The 19,135-nt window shown below is 38.7% G+C and carries 14 protein-coding genes; 1 reads left to right on the forward strand and 13 read right to left on the reverse strand.

Features of this window, described 5'->3' with window-relative positions; all coding sequences use genetic code 11:
• Positions 1-1,042: 1,042 nt before the first annotated feature.
• From ACZ5AE_RS16215 to ACZ5AE_RS16260, 10 genes are all read right to left on the reverse strand, one after another.
• Positions 1,043-2,527: a DUF2357 domain-containing protein gene (locus ACZ5AE_RS16215; RefSeq protein WP_464565528.1), complete on the reverse strand. Its 1,485-nt coding sequence runs from the start codon at positions 2,525-2,527 to the stop codon at positions 1,043-1,045.
• Positions 2,502-4,724 carry an McrB family protein gene (locus ACZ5AE_RS16220; RefSeq protein WP_464565530.1) on the reverse strand — a complete coding sequence of 741 codons (2,223 nt, stop codon included), beginning with the start codon at positions 4,722-4,724 and terminating at the stop codon, positions 2,502-2,504. The genes ACZ5AE_RS16215 and ACZ5AE_RS16220 overlap by 26 nt, the downstream gene beginning before the upstream one ends.
• Before the next feature lie 460 nt (positions 4,725-5,184).
• Positions 5,185-5,910 carry a beta-ketoacyl-ACP reductase gene (locus tag ACZ5AE_RS16225; protein ID WP_464565532.1) on the reverse strand — a complete coding sequence of 242 codons (726 nt, stop codon included), beginning with the start codon at positions 5,908-5,910 and terminating at the stop codon, positions 5,185-5,187.
• A gap of 52 nt (positions 5,911-5,962) precedes the next feature.
• Positions 5,963-7,213: a CaiB/BaiF CoA transferase family protein gene (locus tag ACZ5AE_RS16230; protein ID WP_464565533.1), complete on the reverse strand. Its 1,251-nt coding sequence runs from the start codon at positions 7,211-7,213 to the stop codon at positions 5,963-5,965.
• Positions 7,214-7,235: 22 nt separating this feature from the next.
• Positions 7,236-8,084 (reverse strand): AraC family transcriptional regulator, encoded by an 849-nt coding sequence (locus ACZ5AE_RS16235; protein WP_464565535.1) that lies wholly within the window; start codon positions 8,082-8,084, stop codon positions 7,236-7,238.
• A gap of 94 nt (positions 8,085-8,178) precedes the next feature.
• Entirely contained in the window at positions 8,179-8,886 is a 708-nt protein-coding gene (locus ACZ5AE_RS16240) for an ABC transporter ATP-binding protein (protein ID WP_464565536.1), read from the reverse strand.
• Between the two features lie 3 nt (positions 8,887-8,889).
• On the reverse strand, positions 8,890-10,698 hold the full coding sequence (locus tag ACZ5AE_RS16245; RefSeq protein ID WP_464565538.1) for a branched-chain amino acid ABC transporter ATP-binding protein/permease: 1,809 nt from the start codon (positions 10,696-10,698) through the stop codon (positions 8,890-8,892).
• Positions 10,652-11,539 (reverse strand): branched-chain amino acid ABC transporter permease, encoded by an 888-nt coding sequence (locus ACZ5AE_RS16250; protein WP_464565540.1) that lies wholly within the window; start codon positions 11,537-11,539, stop codon positions 10,652-10,654. Before ACZ5AE_RS16250 ends, ACZ5AE_RS16245 begins: the two co-directional genes overlap by 47 nt.
• A gap of 96 nt (positions 11,540-11,635) precedes the next feature.
• A complete protein-coding gene (locus tag ACZ5AE_RS16255; protein WP_464565542.1) occupies positions 11,636-12,856 on the reverse strand; it encodes an ABC transporter substrate-binding protein in 1,221 nt (406 codons plus the stop codon).
• Positions 12,857-14,313: 1,457 nt separating this feature from the next.
• Positions 14,314-14,493, reverse strand: coding sequence for a hypothetical protein (locus ACZ5AE_RS16260; RefSeq protein WP_464565544.1), 180 nt, complete (start codon positions 14,491-14,493; stop codon positions 14,314-14,316).
• A 306-nt stretch (positions 14,494-14,799) separates the two neighbouring features.
• Between ACZ5AE_RS16260 and ACZ5AE_RS16265 the strand changes: the two genes are divergently transcribed.
• A complete protein-coding gene (locus ACZ5AE_RS16265) occupies positions 14,800-15,231 on the forward strand; it encodes a PaaI family thioesterase (protein ID WP_213145835.1) in 432 nt (143 codons plus the stop codon).
• 238 nt (positions 15,232-15,469) lie between these two features.
• Here ACZ5AE_RS16265 and ACZ5AE_RS16270 read toward each other — a convergent pair whose 3' ends face one another.
• The 3 genes from ACZ5AE_RS16270 to ACZ5AE_RS16280 all read right to left on the reverse strand — a co-directional run bounded on the left by ACZ5AE_RS16270 (position 15,470) and on the right by ACZ5AE_RS16280 (position 18,993).
• Entirely contained in the window at positions 15,470-16,795 is a 1,326-nt protein-coding gene (locus tag ACZ5AE_RS16270; protein WP_464565545.1) for a glycoside hydrolase family 18 protein, read from the reverse strand.
• Between the two features lie 467 nt (positions 16,796-17,262).
• A complete protein-coding gene (locus tag ACZ5AE_RS16275) occupies positions 17,263-18,090 on the reverse strand; it encodes an ABC transporter permease subunit (RefSeq protein ID WP_464565547.1) in 828 nt (275 codons plus the stop codon).
• 3 nt (positions 18,091-18,093) lie between these two features.
• The gene (locus ACZ5AE_RS16280) at positions 18,094-18,993 is read right to left on the reverse strand and encodes an ABC transporter ATP-binding protein (protein ID WP_464565549.1); all 900 of its coding nucleotides are present in this window, start codon (positions 18,991-18,993) and stop codon (positions 18,094-18,096) included.
• Between the last annotated feature and the right edge of the window lie 142 nt (positions 18,994-19,135).

Here is a 19,135-nt window from a genome sequence, read left to right on the forward strand (position 1 = left end):
TATTTTAATAAACGAACGGCTAGAAGTCTAATTCAAGACCCAGTGCGGTTTTTATTTCATTTTTATATCCTAAATAAGCAAGTTATTATAAATGGTGAAATAATTAATTGAGTGTACTCGAGTTGGTGCGATTATTAATGTGAATTAAAAGGAAGTTTTATTGTGGCAGTTTTTTTAATATTATTCATATTTTAGTAACCAAAATTACCTATTAGCTACTTAAAATACTCTTGTTCTCCAATTACGGTAGCCAATAGTCTCTATTGGCTACCCAAAGTACTTTTGTTCCTGTATTGCGGTCGCTTATAACCTCCATTGGGTACCCAAAATAACCTGGTTCTTCAATTACAGTAGCCAATCGCCTCTATTGGCTACCCAAAATGCTCTTGTACCTCGATTACAGTCGACAATAGCCTTCATTGGCTACCCTAATTACTCTTGTACCTCAATTAAAGTCGCCAATCGCCTTCATTGGCTACCCTAATTGCTCTTGTACCTCAATTAAAGTCGACAATAGCCTTCATTGGCTACCCTAATTGCTCTTGTACCTCAATTACAGTCGTCAATAGCCTTTCATTGGCTACACAAAGTTCTTTTGTTCATCCATTACAGTCGCTTATAACCTCCATTGGCTACCCTAATTGCTCTTGTACCTCGATTACAGTCGACAATAGCCTTCATTGGCTACCCTAATTACTCTTGTACCTCAATTAAAGTCGCCAATCGCCTTCAATGGCTACCTAAGGTACTTTGGTTCCTTAATAACGGTCGCTTATAACCTCCATTGGCTACTCAAAATAACCTTGTTCACTAATTACGGTAGCCAATAGCCTCGATTGGCTACCCTAATTGCACTATTAAACATATTTCAGTCGTCAAACACATTCGTGATTTGCCCTGGGAATTTAGGGGTGGAAAAATTTGCAAACGGGGCAGTAGTGAATTGACCTGTTTTATCCCTTTTTGCACCCTAAAAGTGAATCCGTTACCTTCTTATTGTGGCTTTGGGTCAAATGTGAATTCGACAGCACGAAAACCTACTCTAATAAACCGCATCCTTGTACAGGCGAACAACACTTTCCACAATCTTCATTCGAATCATCTCATCTTCTTCCCCAGGCATCACCCGAATAGCACCCATACCAAACTGATCATGGTAATCCTGATGGAAATATCTCATCCCTTCGGACACTTCATCTTTTGTAGGTGTCAGGATATAGACCTCCTGAACAGCCCTCTCACCTGTGTCCCTTTTAAGAATACCATCGCGGTATTTATGCATTTCCCCCAGTGCCGTACCAAGATTGTCCGGAACCCGATATTTGGGATCGAACACGATCATACCGTTTTCTCCTTCCAGAACAATATCAGGAATCATTTTTTGCGTATATGTATGGAAAGTTTGTGAGTTGGACTGATAGGCCCGTTGGTAGTACAGGCTCACGCCGCCCACCAATTGAATTTTACTTTCCTTATTCTCGGCCAGATTCAGAAAAATGCCATCCTTCGTCAGCCGGTACAGTCCACCCGTATCACGCACAAGATTAGCTTCCCTCAGAATCCTGACCACCTTCATAATGCACCACATTTCATACAATTGAAACGTGTCTTTTAATGAAATCGGGTAATCATAGCCGATGCCCTCGCGGTTATGCTTATAAAGCTGGTCAAACCATTGATACCACAAGCGGTAAACGGGATGCTTACGAAATTTTTGCGTAATCGTATAAGGACCTTTGTTTGCTATGACTTCATTCATAAAAGAACTGTTCAGCCAGCGTTGGACAATCCCTTTATACTTCAACGCTTTGTGCGCAACCTCTTCATGTTCAACCATTTCATACATACGGAGAAGACGATACAAATCCTGCAACTGCTGCTTTAGCACCTGGTTTTCGTATAGGTTTCGAGTTTCTAAAGTCTTCATGTTCTGAACCGTACCAGGAATCTCATCGCCGTGCCCCTGCAGATCCAACCACCTTAAAGTAACTTGTTCCGAATGCTGGACCTTTTCTCGTTTCATCATCATCGTATATTTGTCCAAACGGCGAAGCGGCTGCTTTTCAATTTTTGAAAAAATGTGCTTCAAACTATGAAAGGATCGATCCAAATAACTCCATTGTGTCCAAGTGATATCACGGTTTCGCCCTGATACATTCACACTGGTCGTCAACCCGCTAAGCTGGAAGCAGCTATTCGCCTCACAGAGTATTTCTTCCAGCATCAGGTTGAACTGATCTTCCGTCAGTTTCCGGTCGTCCGGATAAACAAAAGTATCAAATTCTTGACCATTTATAAAAACCTGAACGGAGCCAGATTGAAAAGGCGTTATAAGAGTGGCAAAGCCTTTCCCCTCTTTTTGAAAAAATGGGATTGGAATCCCCTGAAACCTCACATCTATTTGAGCTCCGTGAAAACGCAGCTTATATTCAGTTGCTTCTCTAAGGTACGCATCGAAAAACGGAATCCAGCCTTGCTGCTTATCAAAAAGCTCAAGAAGATTAGCGCCAGAATTGGGTTGCGCCATAATACTCCAGCTCCTTATTCATCCGTTTCACGTGCCGAAGCGAGATAGAAGAAGTACCTAGATTCATGGCCAGCCACTCCTCCAGGTTGGCCAGCATATCAGAAATCCGCTCATCCCCCCGGACCTTTGTTAATACTTTTTCAGATATCACCCGATCCAATGCCTCCATCCCATCCAGTTGATACTCCTCAGGAAGCTGATGATTGGCATATAGTTTTTGCAGCATTTCCCCCATCGAACGATAGCCAAAATGCAGCTCATAAACGGATAAAGTGCAATGCAACTCCCGTAAAATCGTAAACTCTTTCGTAAGCGCACTTTTTAGATCCTGATCGACTCTCTCCCAATACGAATCAAAATCAACATCAGAAAGCGTCATGACAAAGGCCCGGTCCAAGACTTTATCAGAGATGGAATGGGTGGTTTCGTCAACATTAATGGTTCCCAGCACATAGACATTCGGCGGAACCACCAGTTTCTTCGGAATATCTATAATCTGATCATCCTGATGCAGCGGAATTTCTTTTCTGGATTCAACTGCACTTAGGTAATCACTCAGGTAATATTCCACACGGGCCAAGTTCATTTCGTCCAGTAAAATAAAATGCGGCTTATCCCGCGCTTTTAACGCATGCAGCAGAACCTGGAGGAACTCCGTTTTGACATAGCGTTTTTCAAAAGAACTATAATAACCGAACAGAGCAGTCGCGTCCGTCCAATCGGGCCGGACAGGGATAATCGTAAAATACGGATTCTCACTCTCATACTCCAGACCATAAACAGCATTGGCATATAAGCGGCAAAGCTGGGTTTTCCCTGTCCCGGAAATCCCGCTTAACAGAACAAAATGCTTATCATCCAAAGCAGTCAAATTCAAATGTAAGTCACGAATAATGTCATGGGAAAATGTAAATTGACTGTTGGAAATCGAGTTGATGATTTCACTGAACGTAAAGTTCGGTTCCACCCCCTGTTCTTCCTCGTGGTGGACCTCTTCTTCAATTTCGGCAGTTGGAGCATCAGACCGCAATTCCAGCTTCCCTTTAACATGAGCAAAGATGAGGCCAGCATCAATAAACGTTTTCTTAACCTTTTCTCCCCCTTCCACAAATGATTGTGTTTCATTGTTGAAGCTCCCCACAAAATAGGAACTTCCTTTAACCTGAATATGATGCTCATTCAACAATCGCATCGCATTGGCCATCACCTTTGTGTTGTCAGCGATTTGTGACGCGAATAACTTGGTAATCCACCACTCTATCGTGCCGTCCCCAATGATGGCTCTGGCGCTAGTGAAAATATGATTATGACCTTCCAACTGCACGATAATCGTCTGGAATGGCGAATCTTTATCACTATAGTCAAGATAGCTGATATACCCCTTTGTCAGCATTTGTTCGCCATCATAGATATTAAAAGGCTGGCGTTTTCCATGTTTTTGATCTTCCAATGGCCCGATATCGACAGAATAGGTACGGCCCAGCAATTGCGTCTCCTTTATGTTTCGGGTCGCAGCCAAGAGCATCAGGGCATCATATGCTTTGTTTGAAACATCAATTTCTTCATGATAAAAACTTCGGAATGGACCAAGCTTTTCCCAAGCGGTCACAAGCTCGGCAATCAGGGATTCCTCTTCCAAGTTCCCTTCCAATGGAAGACTCGTCCCAATCTGAAACCACGGACGTTTCCTTGGTTTAATACAGCTTTTGACAAACGGAACAAACTCCTCTTTAGGGATCACCGACTTTTCCTTCCACCCCGTAAAAATAGAATAATCGGACGGAATCGCCTCCAGGACACCTTGAATTTTTTCGTTCCGAACCCATGCCCAAAACGGGATGAAATTGAGTTCAGAATGGATCAACAACATTCTGCTGATCCCATCAAGTTCAAGGGTAAGGAAATTGTACTCCTTGTCATCCACTTTCCGATTCAGTTTAATATAGTGTTTTCGGCCAATATCCGATTCCTTTTTCTTCTCGGCATAAGTTGGGTTCCGAGCATCATGATAGGTCGTGGTAAGCGTCGTATCATAGCTTCTGATTATGTACTCATTCCCAATTGAAATCCCGATTTTTTCTACAAATTGTTGAAAAATTGGTTTTACAACCGGTGAAATTTCGTCAAGCACCTTCCGGCAGCGAATTTCTGTGTTGTCCTCGTTAAATAGCGATTGAAAATATGTAAGATTTAGCATTTGGTCACCTGCTTCGAATGATTACCTTTATGGGAGCATTGAATAAAGCACCTTTTAGTAAATGTAAGATTTATTTATATTCTAGCAGAATCAGGAAATTTACATCTACCAAATTTGGTAAAACCGAAATTTTGGTTACAGGAGAAAAAAATTTAGGGCAAGTACCTCGTTATTAATGTGATTCCATTTCCAAGAAATAATATAAATAGGCCAAGATTAAAGGGGTAACCCCGACACGTTAGTAGAAAACCTAACCAAAAATAAATTAAAAAACTGCCCCTTAAGAGCAGTCATTCAACAACTTTTTGCGGTTAGTCTCCTGTTTTTAAAAGTGCTTCAGTTCATCTATAGCATCTATCCGGAATGAATGTCGCGTTTTGGTTCTTCTCTCAAACGACCTTACTTATATTAAGTTCCAACTCCTAAAGTAATCTTATTCCTACTTCACTTATGGTACTTATTATATAGAAAGACCTCCGTCTACCGGTATAACTGCTCCATTGATATAGCTGGAATCCTCGCTAGCCAAGAATAAATAAGTATTGGCAACATCTCTCGGTGTGCCTAGCCGTTGAAGTGATACCTTCTCTCTCATTCCATTTAGAACTTTTTCGGGCATCTTTTCTGTCATAGGGGTCATGATAAAGCCTGGAGCAACAGCATTTACATTAATTCCTTTTTGACCAAGCTCTTTTGCCCAAGTTTGAGTCATCGCAATAACAGCTGCTTTCGTGGCAGCATAATTAGTCTGACCAAAATTACCCATTCTTCCTACTATACTACTAGTATTGATAATCCTGCCGTATCCCTCTTTCATCATATGAGGTACAACAGCTTGCGTACAATGAAAAACACCAGTTTGATTAATGGATATAACCTGATCCCATTGCTCCTGTGTCATTTTTACAAGAGTAGAGTCCATTGTAATACCAGCATTATTTATTAAGATATCAATTCTCCCAAATTGTTCAATAACCTCATTGACCATCCTATCCACTTGATCACGTGCTGAAACATCTACACCCAATCCAATACCGTCAATCTCTTTTGCTATTTCTTCCGCTAAACTTAGATTATAGTCAGCCACTACAACATGTGCACCTTCTCTAGCAAATAACAAACCAGTTTCTTTTCCAAGGCCGCCAGCGCCACCAGTTATTATGGCAACTTTTCCTTCAAGTTTCATAATTTCCCCCTCTCATTCTCCCAAGACAATCCGCATATCCTACTGATTAATATTATAATTTTAAACTCAGTTCCCTATGACTATAATTATTCGTTTCAAATCCAATGATATAGTTTGCGATAAAATCCTCTATTTCTTTCTCGGAAAACCCCAACTGTCCTAAAATTTCCTCTGAATGTTCACCTAAAGCTGGAGGAACGGTAAACTCTTGTACGGGTTTTCCTGAAATCTTAATCGCAGCGCCGGGAACCGGAACTTCAACATCTCCCATCGTTAAAGTTCGAATCATTTCTCTTTGGTGGATTTGAGGATCATTGATGACATCCTCTAAATTATTGACTGGACTGCTGGCAATACCCGCTTGTTGTAAAAGTTGAAAAGCTTCCTCTTTTGTATGTTTCATCGTCCAATTCGCAATCGTATTATCCACTATTTCTCTGTTTTTAAATCTTTCTTCTTCCCTCAAGAATGGCGAATCACTTTGACCCCATTCATTTTTGCCAATTAATTTAGCTAATTCTATCCACTTTTTCTCTGGTGCATTAATATAGGCTCCTAAAAATACAAACCCATCATTGGTAGGGAATGCTTTCGAATATTGAAAACGATCACTCATCCCCCACCTTTGTTGATTGATTCCATGCAACTTGGCTTCCGCCACGCTAAACCCTAATAAAGAAACCATACCATCAAGCATACTAATATCCACGAAGCGGCCTTTTCCAGTTTTTTCTTTATGAAACAAGGCTAACATTGTCCCTAAAGTTGCTTGCAAACCTGCAATGTGATCGGCAATAAAAGTTCCAACATAGGTTGGCGGTCCATCTGGATGTCCAGTTAATTCTGCTAAACCGCTCATTGACTGAATGACACCATCATAAGCCGCGTAATCCCGATAAGGGCCGGTTGCTCCGAATCCAGTAATATGTACCATGCTAATTTTCGGATTTATAGCGGAAATAGTTTCATAGCTAAAACCTAATTTTTCGGGTACATTGGAACCATAATTGGTAACTAAAACGTCTGACGTTTCTACTAAGCGGTGAAGAATCTCTTTACCCTTCACACTTTTCAAATCTAATGAAAGCCCTCTTTTATTCCGATTCTCTGAGGCAAAATACAAACTGACATCATCATGCATCGGGGAAGAAGTTCTTCCAACCTCCCCTTCCAGCCGTTCAATCTTAATGACATCAGCACCATAATCAGCAAGCATTTGGCAGCAAAAAGGTCCTGCAATATAATGGGTTAAATCCAAAACTCTTACTCCAGATAGAACAGTCATAAATTTCACCTCATTCATTAATATATTTCTTTAAATATAGCTATATATCATGCCTTGTCTGTTGAGTTGGAATGGTTGCAATCGCCTTTACTTTAGAACTCACGAGTGCGTTGCCAGTGAGTTCATTTTTACGGAAGTTCCCTGGTGAAGTACCGACAATTTTCTTAAACGTCTTGATGAAATGAAAAATATTATTGTATCCTACCTCTCTACCAATCTCTGCTACATCGTAATCGGTGTTAAGCAGTAACTCCGCAGCTTTATCAATTCGCACTTTATTGAGATATAGATTGATGGTCATACCAGAATTTTCTTTAAATGTTTTACAAATATAATTTTTGCTGTGCCCAACAAACTTTGCTAAATGGTCCAAAGAAATTTCATTTCTATAATTTTCTTGAATATTATCTTTAATTTGATCTACCACTTTAGACTTTTTGGGATTTGCCGATACCTCAATTTTCTGAAATCTAATCATGTAGTATAGCACAGCAATAAATGTATGCGTTGCTATTTCTAAATACCAAGGAAGGGTATCAATTCCTTCTTTAAAGACCAGCGCCAGCATTTCTTCAATATTATCTGTTCCCTGGCACACAATCGGTATCTGATTTAGACTTTCTTCAAGCTCGTTATCAAACACAACATACTTTACTTCCAACATTCGCAACGGATTTCCATCTACATCGCTTGTGTTGGAAATGCCATGGATATCATTTGGTCTTGTAAAAAGATACATCCCCCGGCCCATTTTCACGGATTCATTCCCTACAATAAAATCTCCTTCTCCACTAATAACATAGTAAATTTGATAGTAATCATGTTTATGAGGAGTAAGACTGCTGCCTGCTGGATATTCACTTTTAGCAAGCCAAAGTATATTTAACATATTAAGAGTCATTTACGTAATCACCTTTGTGGTAAATTTTTATATTTTTGTTCATTATATTAATTCAGGTTTATATTGTAAATGCTCTGAACATTTAAACATTTCCCAGATATGCTTTTGCAATATCTGAGTTATTCCTTATTTCTTCTCCCCTGCCCTCAAGAACAATCCGGCCGGTTTCTAGGACGTAGGCCCGATCGGAAATTTTTAAGGCACTATTTGCCATCTGCTCTACTAATAGCACTGTGACACCTGAAGAACTAATTTCCTTTAAAAGGTCAAAGACTTCTCCTACAATGATTGGAGCAAGTCCAAGTGAAGGCTCATCAAGAATTAACAATGAGGGGTCCGTCATTAAGGCTCGTGCAATAGCCAGCATTTGCTGCTCGCCTCCAGAAAGAGTTCCTCCCATCTGATTTTTTCTCTCCTCGAGCCGTGGAAAACGTTCAAAAATAGATTGCAGTCGTGTCTGGACTTTCTTAGCATTCTTTTCAATGTACGCGCCTAAAAGAATATTTTCCAGAACAGAATGTTGAGGGAATATCTGCCTCCCCTCCGGCACTAACCGAATCCCTCTCCGAACCAGTTGATCAGGCCGATTTTTGGATATTTCCTTATCCTGAAAACGAATGCTCCCTTGTTTTGCTTGATGCAGACCAACAATGGTGTTGAGGATCGTACTTTTTCCTGCACCGTTTGCACCCAAAATGGTAATTATCTCTCCTTTTTTCACATGAAAAGAGATATTGTGTACTACTTCAGTTTTTCCATAACCAATCGTTAAGTTTTCTACTTGTAACATAGATTATGCCCCCTCGCCCAGATATGCTGTTTTTACAACAGGATTAGTAGTTACGCTGGCAGGGTCGCCCTCAGCAATTTTTTTACCGTAATCGATTACTGTAATGTAATCGGAAATTTCCATTACAAGATCCATATGATGCTCAATCATCAAAATCGAAATACCGGCATTACGGATTTTATGAATGATCTTCGCAAATTCCATTGTTTCCGTTTCGGAAAGACCGGCGCATGGTTCATCCAATACTAAAAGGTCAGGCTTCATATAAAGGGCTCGAGCAAGTTCCAATAACTTTTGCTGACCTGCAGAAAGACTTTCCGGATCGTAATTTGCTTTGTCGTTAAGATTAATAATCTTTAAATATTCCATCGCCTCATGAAATGATTTCCGTTCTTCCTTCTTCATTTTACGAGTCCGGAAAATAGAATCGATAATCGAATAGCTATAAAACAAACGTCCCCCCATTGCAACATTTTCAACTACTGATAGATTGTTAAAGAGCCTAACATGCTGATACGTCCGTGAGAGACCTTTTTTCGTTAGATTAAAAAATTTGTCACCGGTGATTTCCTTCCCATTGAAAATGATGGTGCCTTCTGAAGGTTTGTCGATCCCGGTAATCATATTTACTGTCGTACTCTTACCAGCACCGTTGGGACCTATTAGGGAGTGAACAGTTCCTCTTTTAATGGTCATATCTAAACCGTCTACAGCCGTTACTCCCCCAAACCTCTTTGTAAGCCCCTTAACAACCAGAATGTCTTCCATTTCCGAATTATTCCTACTAACATTACGTTCAAGGTCAAACTCGTTGCCCTCAATTTTATCTACTATATATTTGTTATGATCGATTTCCTTAAAATACTTCTTAATTGTTCCTGCAATCCCAGCGGGCATTACCTGCGGCAAGATGACCAGGAGCGCACCGAATACAATCTGCTTTAAGTCAGGTGCAGCATTAAATAGCATAGGTATAAATGTGACAAAAACAGCCCCGATGATTGGACCACTAAGAGTACCCTCACCTCCAACAACCGCCATCAACAGGATGAATACTGTAAATTCAAAATTGAAGGTATCGGGGCTCAAATAACCGCTAAAGCTGGCATAAACGCTGCCCGCCAGACCAGCCAGTATAGAACTTAGAAAATAACCAGCTATCCGATACTTGCTATAATTAATCCCTACCCCCGCAGCGGCAATTTCATTATTTTTGATTGCTATTAAGTCCCTGCCCCAACGGCTTTTCATCAGATTCCTCTGTAAAACGACACAGAACAACATAATAATGAAAATAACATAATATTTCTGAAAGTTATTCAAATTAATGTTAAAGAAGTCCCAGGAAGGTATGTACATTCCCCCGGACCCGCCAGTAAACCATTGCCATTCATTCAGTATTTGCTGCACTATTTCTAATAGTCCTATACTAATAAGAGCCAAGTAATGGTGCTTGACTTTAGAAGCTGGAAGGGAAACAACCAAGCCCACTAAACCTGATGCTACTGCACCGGCAAGCAACCCTACAAGGAACGGCATATTATACCGGGTAATTGCTACTGCGGAAACATATGCACCTACACCATAGTGAGCGGCAAAAGCGAATGAGGTAATTCCGCTAAAACCCGCTGAAATGTTATACCCTACTGCAAGAATAATATAGATAAAGATTAAGGATATAAGCCGCATATAATAGTCACCAGCAAATAGAGGGAGAACAAAACTGATTAATAATGCGGCTGCACAAACCATTTTAAACATACGACTATATTTTTTCTGCATTGAGTTCGCCTTTATTAAAGAGTTTGGCACTTAATATCCCCCCCGGTAAAACGATAATAACGATGATCATAATTAAAAAACTGATAGAATCTACGAATCCGCCTGGAACAATCATATTTGCAATTTCCTCTATCAGCCCTAACAAAAGCCCTCCAATGAATGCACCCCTGGTGTTTCCCAGCCCGCCAATCAATGCGGCTGCAAAGGCTTTAATACCTACGGAGTAAGTCATTGTATAACTTGCGAAGGTTATCGGGGCAATAAGAGCACCACTAATTGCTGCTACAGCACCTGAAATGGCAAAACACATCAACACAATGCGATTACTCCTAATCCCCATAATCCGAGCGGTATCTGGACGAAAGGAAACGGCTCTGACAGCACGGCCGAAGTTAGTTTTTTGCATCACAATCTGATAAAGAGCACCTATTAATACTGCAACAAGAATCATCATAATCTCATGTACCATAATCTTCGTGCCAAAAATCGGAATAACTTTTCCATCAAAAAGGAAAGGATACGCCTTTGGCTCTGTACCGAACAACATTCGGGCCGCATTGTCTAAAATGATTCCTGCACCAAAGAGAGTGACAATCCATCCTGAATTTTGGGTCAGATCTCCTAATCTTTCTACAGATACTTTATAAATCACTATACTAAGGACTACGTTAATAATGACAGCTAGAATAATAGCCGAAATATAATTCATATGAAAAATACTTAGTAACCAGTAACTCGTCATGGCCCCTATCATAATGACAGAACCGTGAGCAAAATTGATAATCTGTGTCGTAGAATAAATGATGCCAATTGCAAGCGCCATTAATGCGTAAATGCTTCCATTGGCAAGGGCAGTGATTATTTCTTGCATCAATAGTCTCCTTTCAAATTTGAAATTTATAAAAAATTTCCTCAATTTACTTGATAAGTGCCGGCACCATGGGGTGCGCGGCACTTATGATAAGAACTAATCCGCTTTTTTAAAGATTTCACCGTAAGCCATGTCACCGATTTTGACCTTTAACAATTCTGCAACAGGAAATCCCTCGTGAGATTCTTTTGTAAATGCATATTTATTTACATATACGGAATCAAAATCTTTTATATCCGTTTCCAAAACCTTTTTCACTTTATCACTATCAGTTGAACCGGCTTTTTCGATGGCCCATTTCAGCAAATACACCGCATCATACGCTTGAGCAATCATACCTGCACTAGTATCTCGTTTGTTTTTTTCGCCATATTCAGAAACGACCTTTTGGTACATCTTCCAATATTTTGGAGCTAACTCTTCTTTGCCAGTGTCTAATGCCCAGCTACCAGCAGTAACAGTTTTCACTTTATTAGCACCAGGACCGGCCAGTTCAGTGAAATTCGGCATGTTTAAACCTGTATAGCCAATAATATCTAAATCATTAATGTAGTCAATCCGTTCAAGGGCCCTGACAATTTTTGCACCATCAGCACCCAAGGTCCAGAATAATGCCACGTCTGCTTTAGCGTCCTTGATCTTCTGAGCAACAGGTGTCATGTCTGCATCATCTGCTTTATAGGTAACTTTGACTGCAGGGGTTACACCGTGACTTTTCATGGCTTCTTCCATAACGGACATACCATCCGTGCCAAGTGCTGAAGTATCAGCAACCAGTGCAATTTTTTTAGCTTTTTCTTCAACGGCAATTTTCACAATAGCCTTTGCCTGTATAGCATTTGACGGCAGAAGTCTAAATGCATACGGATTATTTGGATTAATCAGTTGGGTGCTAGTTGCTATCGGAAGGATGGAAATAATTTTGTTTTGCTGAAGAAATGCCATTGAAGCAGCGGCAGGTGTAGAGTTGGTAGGACCAACCATAAAATCCACCTTTTCTTTGTCCACCAACTCCTCCACAAAAGTTTTCGACTTAGTTGGGTCGGCTCCATCATCACGTTTAACTACTTTCACTTTGGCACCCAAGATACCACCATTTGCATTAATCTCCTTTACTGCCAAATCTACCCCCTGAGATTGCGCCACCCCAAGTGTAGCACTAGAACCAGTCATGGCTCCTATATTTCCGATTACAATCTCTTTCGGTTTACCACTGGCCTCTTTAGCTGTATCATCATTTGTACTGCTACAACCAGTAAAAAGTAATGACAAACTCAGAATGATCGAACTCATAGAAACAGCGCTTTTTCTTCTCATCTTTCTCCCCCATTATTAGTATTCTTATCCGGCTGAATAACCTATTAAATTCCTTAATTGTCCTCAATCAATTTATTCCTTACATAAAACCGAAATCTTAAGTGTTAAACTACACTTAGGAAAATAGAATAAAGTGCTTCACACTATCACTTTTTTGTTTTCGGGAATTTCGAAAAGAAATGATAGGTTTATAAAATTGAAATTTAAGAGTGCCCACAATAATGAAAAATTAATGTTTTTCAATTAACCACTCTTAAGTGTATCCTTTATCCAATATCATTCAGAAATTTACTTGGTATTAAAAGATTCTTTAGGTAAATTAAGAGAAAGCTTTTTAAAGTTATAAAGCATTTTTGATAACAGCATGTGATAAATTCCCATCGATCAAATTTTTGTCTAATACTTCGTTGATACCAAGTCCAAAATATGTAACCCCTTACATTAAACTCAACACCTCCTATTTGTATTCGAATAATATATAACAACTTTTATAAATTGATTTACTTATATTATCCGAACTATAATTTGAATTGTTTACCAAGTTTGTAAATATCCTTATGATATTTAACCATAAATTAGCATATTAATTACGTACAGTCAATGAGTTATCTAAAAATTTATAAAATTCACAATTGGGTAATTAATATAAATTTACTTATATCACTCAATTTATTGGATATATAATATGTCAACTTTTTAGCAATTGGCTTAGGATTATTAAAATTGAAAGTTACTAGTAACTACGAAAAAGTATCATTTCACCTGTGTAAATATACTCTAAAGTTTTATAGCCCACGTTAGCTCGACGTTTCTTATTTCTAATTTCAAATTGGAAGATCCCACGACTCCTCGGCTCAAATTCTATCGAAATGAAGCTTAGATATTTTACAAAAATAATGTTTATTTTATTAGAATTTTTTCTAAGAAAATATTCAGCAATAACAACAAGGGCCTCTATTAAGGCCCTCAGAATACCACTATATAAAACTGAGTTTTATGAATTTATGAACCTTAGATTACTCACCCATTTAACCTTTACCGGAGTTACTCCCCCTTACGTTCAAATTGATAACATAGTATTGGTTTTATGCCATACTAAAAACAGAACTACTTTTCAAGATTTAGCTTGGAGCATATATCTACCTAAATAAAACAAAACCCTCCAATTAGAGTGCATCGGAAGGTTTTTTTGCATGGATTTACATATCAAGCACTATTTACGAAACTTTCCTCAAAGCCATCAATCCAAGCTTCAAAGAGTAATTCTTTTGGTGACATTCATTAAATGTCCTATCTTTTTCCTTATAAAATTAGTTTCTTCGGAGCCCAAATACCCTCCAGGAATACTATGCAATAATACTATTCTACCATTTTTTCGAAATAATTTGGCAGATAAAATCATCCAATTGTAAATAAACTGTTAATTTACTATTATTTTAGGTTACTTAAAATTACACTCATTGAGTCGTATCATAACTCCTGATTATGTACTCATTCCCAAGTGAAATCCCGATTTTCTCAACAAATTGTTGAAAGATTGGTTTCACAACCGGTGAAATTTCGTCCAGCACCTTCCGGCAGCGAAATTCTGTGTTGTCTTCGTTAAATAGTGATTGAAAGTATGTAAGGTTTAGCATTATTGTTTCACCCGCTTAAAATAAATTAGGAAATTTACATCTACCAAATTTGGTGTAACTGAAGGAGAAGTTCTATCAAGTGGACACAAATTAGGGTCGGACCTGTTGCACGTTAAAACTTTTGCATGCTGATAGGCTGACCCGCCGGCCTTTTATTAAATTGCAACGTGTGAACTAGAAAATATATTTACTATTACAATCACAAACGAATTACCTAATTTAGCTTAATTCGGTAATGTATTCTAAGAATTCCGAAAAATATGATATGATATAAAGGGAGAAATTTTAACAATGGGGTGAATATCGGTGAACAAGCAAGAATTTATGGCACATATGGAGCAGGCTTATGATACAAGCGCCATCAAACCGGAAAGTATATTTATGTTCAATATGTTGCAGTTTGAGTTTGATTATGATGATGAGGCGAAAACATGTACCATTACGTGTCCGGTTACTGACATTATGTATAACCCGGCTGGCATCGTGCACGGCGGCATCTTTACCTTTCTCGCTGACACAGCGATGGGTCATTTAAACTTTCGGCTGAAGGACGTACCTTATGTATCGCTAGAATTGAAGACCTCTTTTTTTAAAGCAACGAAATCGGGAAAATTGATTGCAACGTCTCGTTATAAGAAGGATGGCTATAAAATTTCATTCATGGAAGCGGACGTCCGCAATGAAGAAGGCGAGTTATTGTGCACAACCTCAGGCACATTTTATCGATACGACAAGTAACCGAGGGTGACCAGGGGGATGGTTCTCTACTTTATTTTATTATTTCTTCTTCTACATAACTAGTTCAATCTACCATTTATTATTATCTTAGGCACCATCCAATAATTGGGTGGTGCCTATCACGACTAATTCCTTTTTGTAAAAAATAGAATGATTTTGCTTAACTTGATGGCCATAGTGTCATCAGGCATCTAATTGCATAGCTTTTTTTTCGATAGTAATAATACATGTTTAATGGTTACAGCTTTATGCCATGCCACTTTTTCAAATGCTCAGCATGGGTGGATAAGTAAGAATGCGGATCAAATAGTTTGTCATAATACTCCAAATCTAAATGGTGCGACTGTAAGTACATTAATGAATAGACAGAAGGTACGGCTGCCGGAAATTTCCCGAATGTATCATACATGTATTGAGCCTGTAGGGCAATAATTTCTTTAAATTCTTCATCATGAACTTGTGCACTGCTCCGCACAATCGACGGATTCTTCCATATCCCCTTTGTTTCAGGATGAAATGGACCGTCCTTCCCAAATTTGCGTTCCACTAATGCTTCAACTGCATCTCTCATGGTCGGATAATGTGGAGGTGTATACGAAGTAAATACTCCTTCAAGTCCTGTTGGGTTAGGTATTGCCCAACGTTCATCTGTATCATAGCGGAAACCAAGACCGGGAACATCTGGATCACCACTGGCTCCTAAAACGGTTAAGCGATCAATTCCATCAAACATCCAGCCACCGAGCCCAATTGCTTGCTGCAATAACATTCCTGAGTATGTTGCTGTGGCCAATTCTGCAGATAGTTCAGCAAGCGAATATTGATCAAGGAAGCTAAGGGGAACCGGATTATCGACATCCACAATATTTCTGTATTTCTCTAAACCTGGGATTTTCCGTTTATTAATATCGTCATAGATAACTAGTCCATTTTGAACGTAGAAGCATAAATTTAAAAGTGTATGCTGGGCTAAATCCCCAACTGGAAACACTAAGAAGGTACCTGGCTTATTGGCCACCCAGGAATTATGCCCCTCCATATAGGGCTCATAATTTGGAATATGCAGGCGATCGTCAGATAATTTCTCAATTCTTTTTTGATGTGATAGAAGTAGTTCTTTTGTAGAAAGTTTCCCATTTTCTGAGCGTCCCACTTCTGGTGCAAAATCACGGGTACGGAAAATGTAGGTACCAGTGTCATCCGTAAAAAATACTTCAGAAGTATGAAATCCCGCTGCAGATGGATGGGTTCTGCCCGACGCTGATCCAGAATAATTGGATAGATACGGTTTATAACGTTCATGTCTAGTAACTGAATGATGCCAACCCGTTACACCACTGACCCCCAATAATATTAGTAGTTTTTCTAAATTATTTAGCGGTACTGGTTCGTGTCTTGATTTATATGCAAGCGGTCCGTCAGGTATTTCTGCTCCAAGAAAAAATCGGCGGGAACGCCGTCCAAAAAGTGCTTCAAGAAGTGGGAATTCCGATAATTCTCTTAGCAAATCTTCATTTATGTCCGCCTCAGAAAGATCAAAACCACTTTGCTTCATTTTTGTCATCGTTATATATTCCTCCCTCATAATAAATTATTTTCTAATCTATTTATAAAAAAATCTTTGCTCTCAATAGGTCATGATTTCTTCTTGTACCATCGTGTTGAAAAATGAGATTTGTGTATATCACTTTTTTCTTCTTTACCTTTGTTGCACGGTTTCGACCTCTTTCCATCTGAAATAAATATAATAAAATGTGATTTTTATTTTCCTATTACTCTGTCTATTTAAATTATAATGGAGTTATACGTTGATTGAGAATTAACAATAATTAATATGGGGTATTAGTGCCACTTATACCCCATATATTATTTTGACGCTTTCTACACAGCCTCTTGTATGGAGCTTAAAGACATAGCAAAAAAAACTAGCTAAAAAGTTAGCTATTTTTCAAATAGATTTTTTTCATAAAAAATCCTCTACATTATTTCAAAAAAAAACTCCTTTATTATTTTAAAAGGAGTCTAAAATCCTTAATGAATTTGCTTTTCAAATAACACATACCTGTCATTATTTTTTGAAATTCTGCTCCATAACACCAGATTCACAATTAATATTCCTGCTGAAATCAGAATGATTAACTGAACTCCCAGTAAAAACAGGCCGCTAACCTGGCCAATCATCATGGCAATTACAGGCAGGACGATAATGCCACCAAGGTTCTGGGCTTCCTGATACGTCTTCACCCTTGCTGATATTAAGATATTCAACAGCACCGTTAGCAAGATAACCATTGGGGAAAGACAGGTAATTAACACCACCCAGTTACCTGATGGGAAGATCAGCTTGCCAAACAAAGGATACCCCAAAGAATTGATAATGATGCCGCAAAATACGAAACTGATGACAGAAACAATTAATGGCGGTATTAAAGACGCTACTATCTTGCTCAGAAATAACGTTTTAATCGAAATAGGTGAAAACAATAAACTTTCCAGCGTTCGGTTTTCCTTCTCGCCAACAAAGCTGTTCGCGGCCACTGTCGAGGCTGTAATAATCGGAACCAGTAAAAATAGAGTTGGAAGCATAAAATTAATGAATATATAAATAATTTGCTGTTCAAGTGAATAAGAAGAAATCTCATCACCCATTGTACTGGCGAGAAGAGAATCAATGAGTTTCTGTCCGTCATTTCCGGCAATCTTTTCTGCATCAAATAGCAGTGCACCTCCCAATACAATGGAAGGGAAAATAACAGAAAACACAATCGGGATGATGATCATGGTTACCAGCAATGTCTTACTTCTGAATATATCTTTAAGATCTTTTTTAATCAAAGCTTTACTCATATATGAATCCATTCATTATACCCCCCTTACCCTGAAATAAATCGATTGTAAATCATTGTTCATGATGGTAACCGAATAAACAGGATCTGTCTTCAATAATCCATTGAGCAACTGCGGGATATCATGTTTAGAAGGCAGATCGAAAGCTACCATTGATTCTCCCAGAACCCTGCATGGAAACCCTGAATAATGCTGTTCTTGTGGCGTAAATGTGGTATTCACTTTCACGGTGACATTTTGAACATATTTATTCTCTAACTCTATTAAAGTTCCTTGTTCAGCTATCGTCCCATTTTCGATGAAAGCAAATGAATCGCAAATATTCTCCAATTGATGCAGGACATGCGAACAAATGATAATCGTCGTCCCTGTTTCCTGATTATATTTTTTAAGATAGGATAAAACCATTTGAATTCCATCAGGGTCCAATCCATTTGTTGGTTCATCCAGAAACAGAATGTCCGGTTTATGCAACAGCGCCTTAGCCAAGGCTAACCGCTTTTTCATTCCTGTACTATACTTACCAACTGGTTTATCCCGATGTTCTTTTAAATCAAACAGGTCAAGAAGCTCTGCCACTCTTTTCTTATCTGTTACCCCATATAATTCAGCGAATAATTCCAGGTTCTCTTTTCCGCTCATCTGGTGATACAGTCCGGCACTCTCCGTCACAATTCCAGATATTTTTCTAATGGCATCTCCCTCTGAGGCAGGATCCATTCCGTTTAAGGAGATTGATCCTTTATCCGGTTTGATAACGCCATTCAAAATACGGATAAAGGTCGTTTTCCCTGCCCCATTTGGGCCCAATAACCCAACTATTTCCCCTTTCTTCACCTTAAAGTTTACATTTTCTAATACTGTTTGTTGACCAAATGATTTATTCATACCTTCTACATTAATAAAACTAGTCATTTGTCACGATCCTTCTTATATTATTAAAATCCAAACTTGTACAAAATGGTTGTTGCAATGTTATTTCCATAAAAGTTTATCTTTTAATTACCCCATTAGTTTTATGGGTAAAATTTACCATTATATGTATTCGATATAAAAA

The organism is Neobacillus sp. S1227 (assembly GCF_055385255.1).

Coding starts and splice junctions, on each gene's coding strand:
- ACZ5AE_RS16215 (WP_464565528.1), bottom strand. CDS start 2,527: ATGGCGCAACCCAATTCTGGCGCTAATCTTCTTGAGCTTTTTGATAAG.
- ACZ5AE_RS16220 (WP_464565530.1), bottom strand. CDS start 4,724: ATGCTAAATCTTACATATTTTCAATCGCTATTTAACGAGGACAACACA.
- ACZ5AE_RS16225 (WP_464565532.1), bottom strand. CDS start 5,910: ATGAAACTTGAAGGAAAAGTTGCCATAATAACTGGTGGCGCTGGCGGC.
- ACZ5AE_RS16230 (WP_464565533.1), bottom strand. CDS start 7,213: ATGAATGAGGTGAAATTTATGACTGTTCTATCTGGAGTAAGAGTTTTG.
- ACZ5AE_RS16235 (WP_464565535.1), bottom strand. CDS start 8,084: ATGTTAAATATACTTTGGCTTGCTAAAAGTGAATATCCAGCAGGCAGC.
- ACZ5AE_RS16240 (WP_464565536.1), bottom strand. CDS start 8,886: ATGTTACAAGTAGAAAACTTAACGATTGGTTATGGAAAAACTGAAGTA.
- ACZ5AE_RS16250 (WP_464565540.1), bottom strand. CDS start 11,539: ATGCAAGAAATAATCACTGCCCTTGCCAATGGAAGCATTTACGCATTA.
- ACZ5AE_RS16255 (WP_464565542.1), bottom strand. CDS start 12,856: ATGAGAAGAAAAAGCGCTGTTTCTATGAGTTCGATCATTCTGAGTTTG.
- ACZ5AE_RS16260 (WP_464565544.1), bottom strand. CDS start 14,493: ATGCTAAACCTTACATACTTTCAATCACTATTTAACGAAGACAACACA.
- ACZ5AE_RS16270 (WP_464565545.1), bottom strand. CDS start 16,795: ATGACAAAAATGAAGCAAAGTGGTTTTGATCTTTCTGAGGCGGACATA.
- ACZ5AE_RS16275 (WP_464565547.1), bottom strand. CDS start 18,090: ATGGATTCATATATGAGTAAAGCTTTGATTAAAAAAGATCTTAAAGAT.
- ACZ5AE_RS16280 (WP_464565549.1), bottom strand. CDS start 18,993: ATGACTAGTTTTATTAATGTAGAAGGTATGAATAAATCATTTGGTCAA.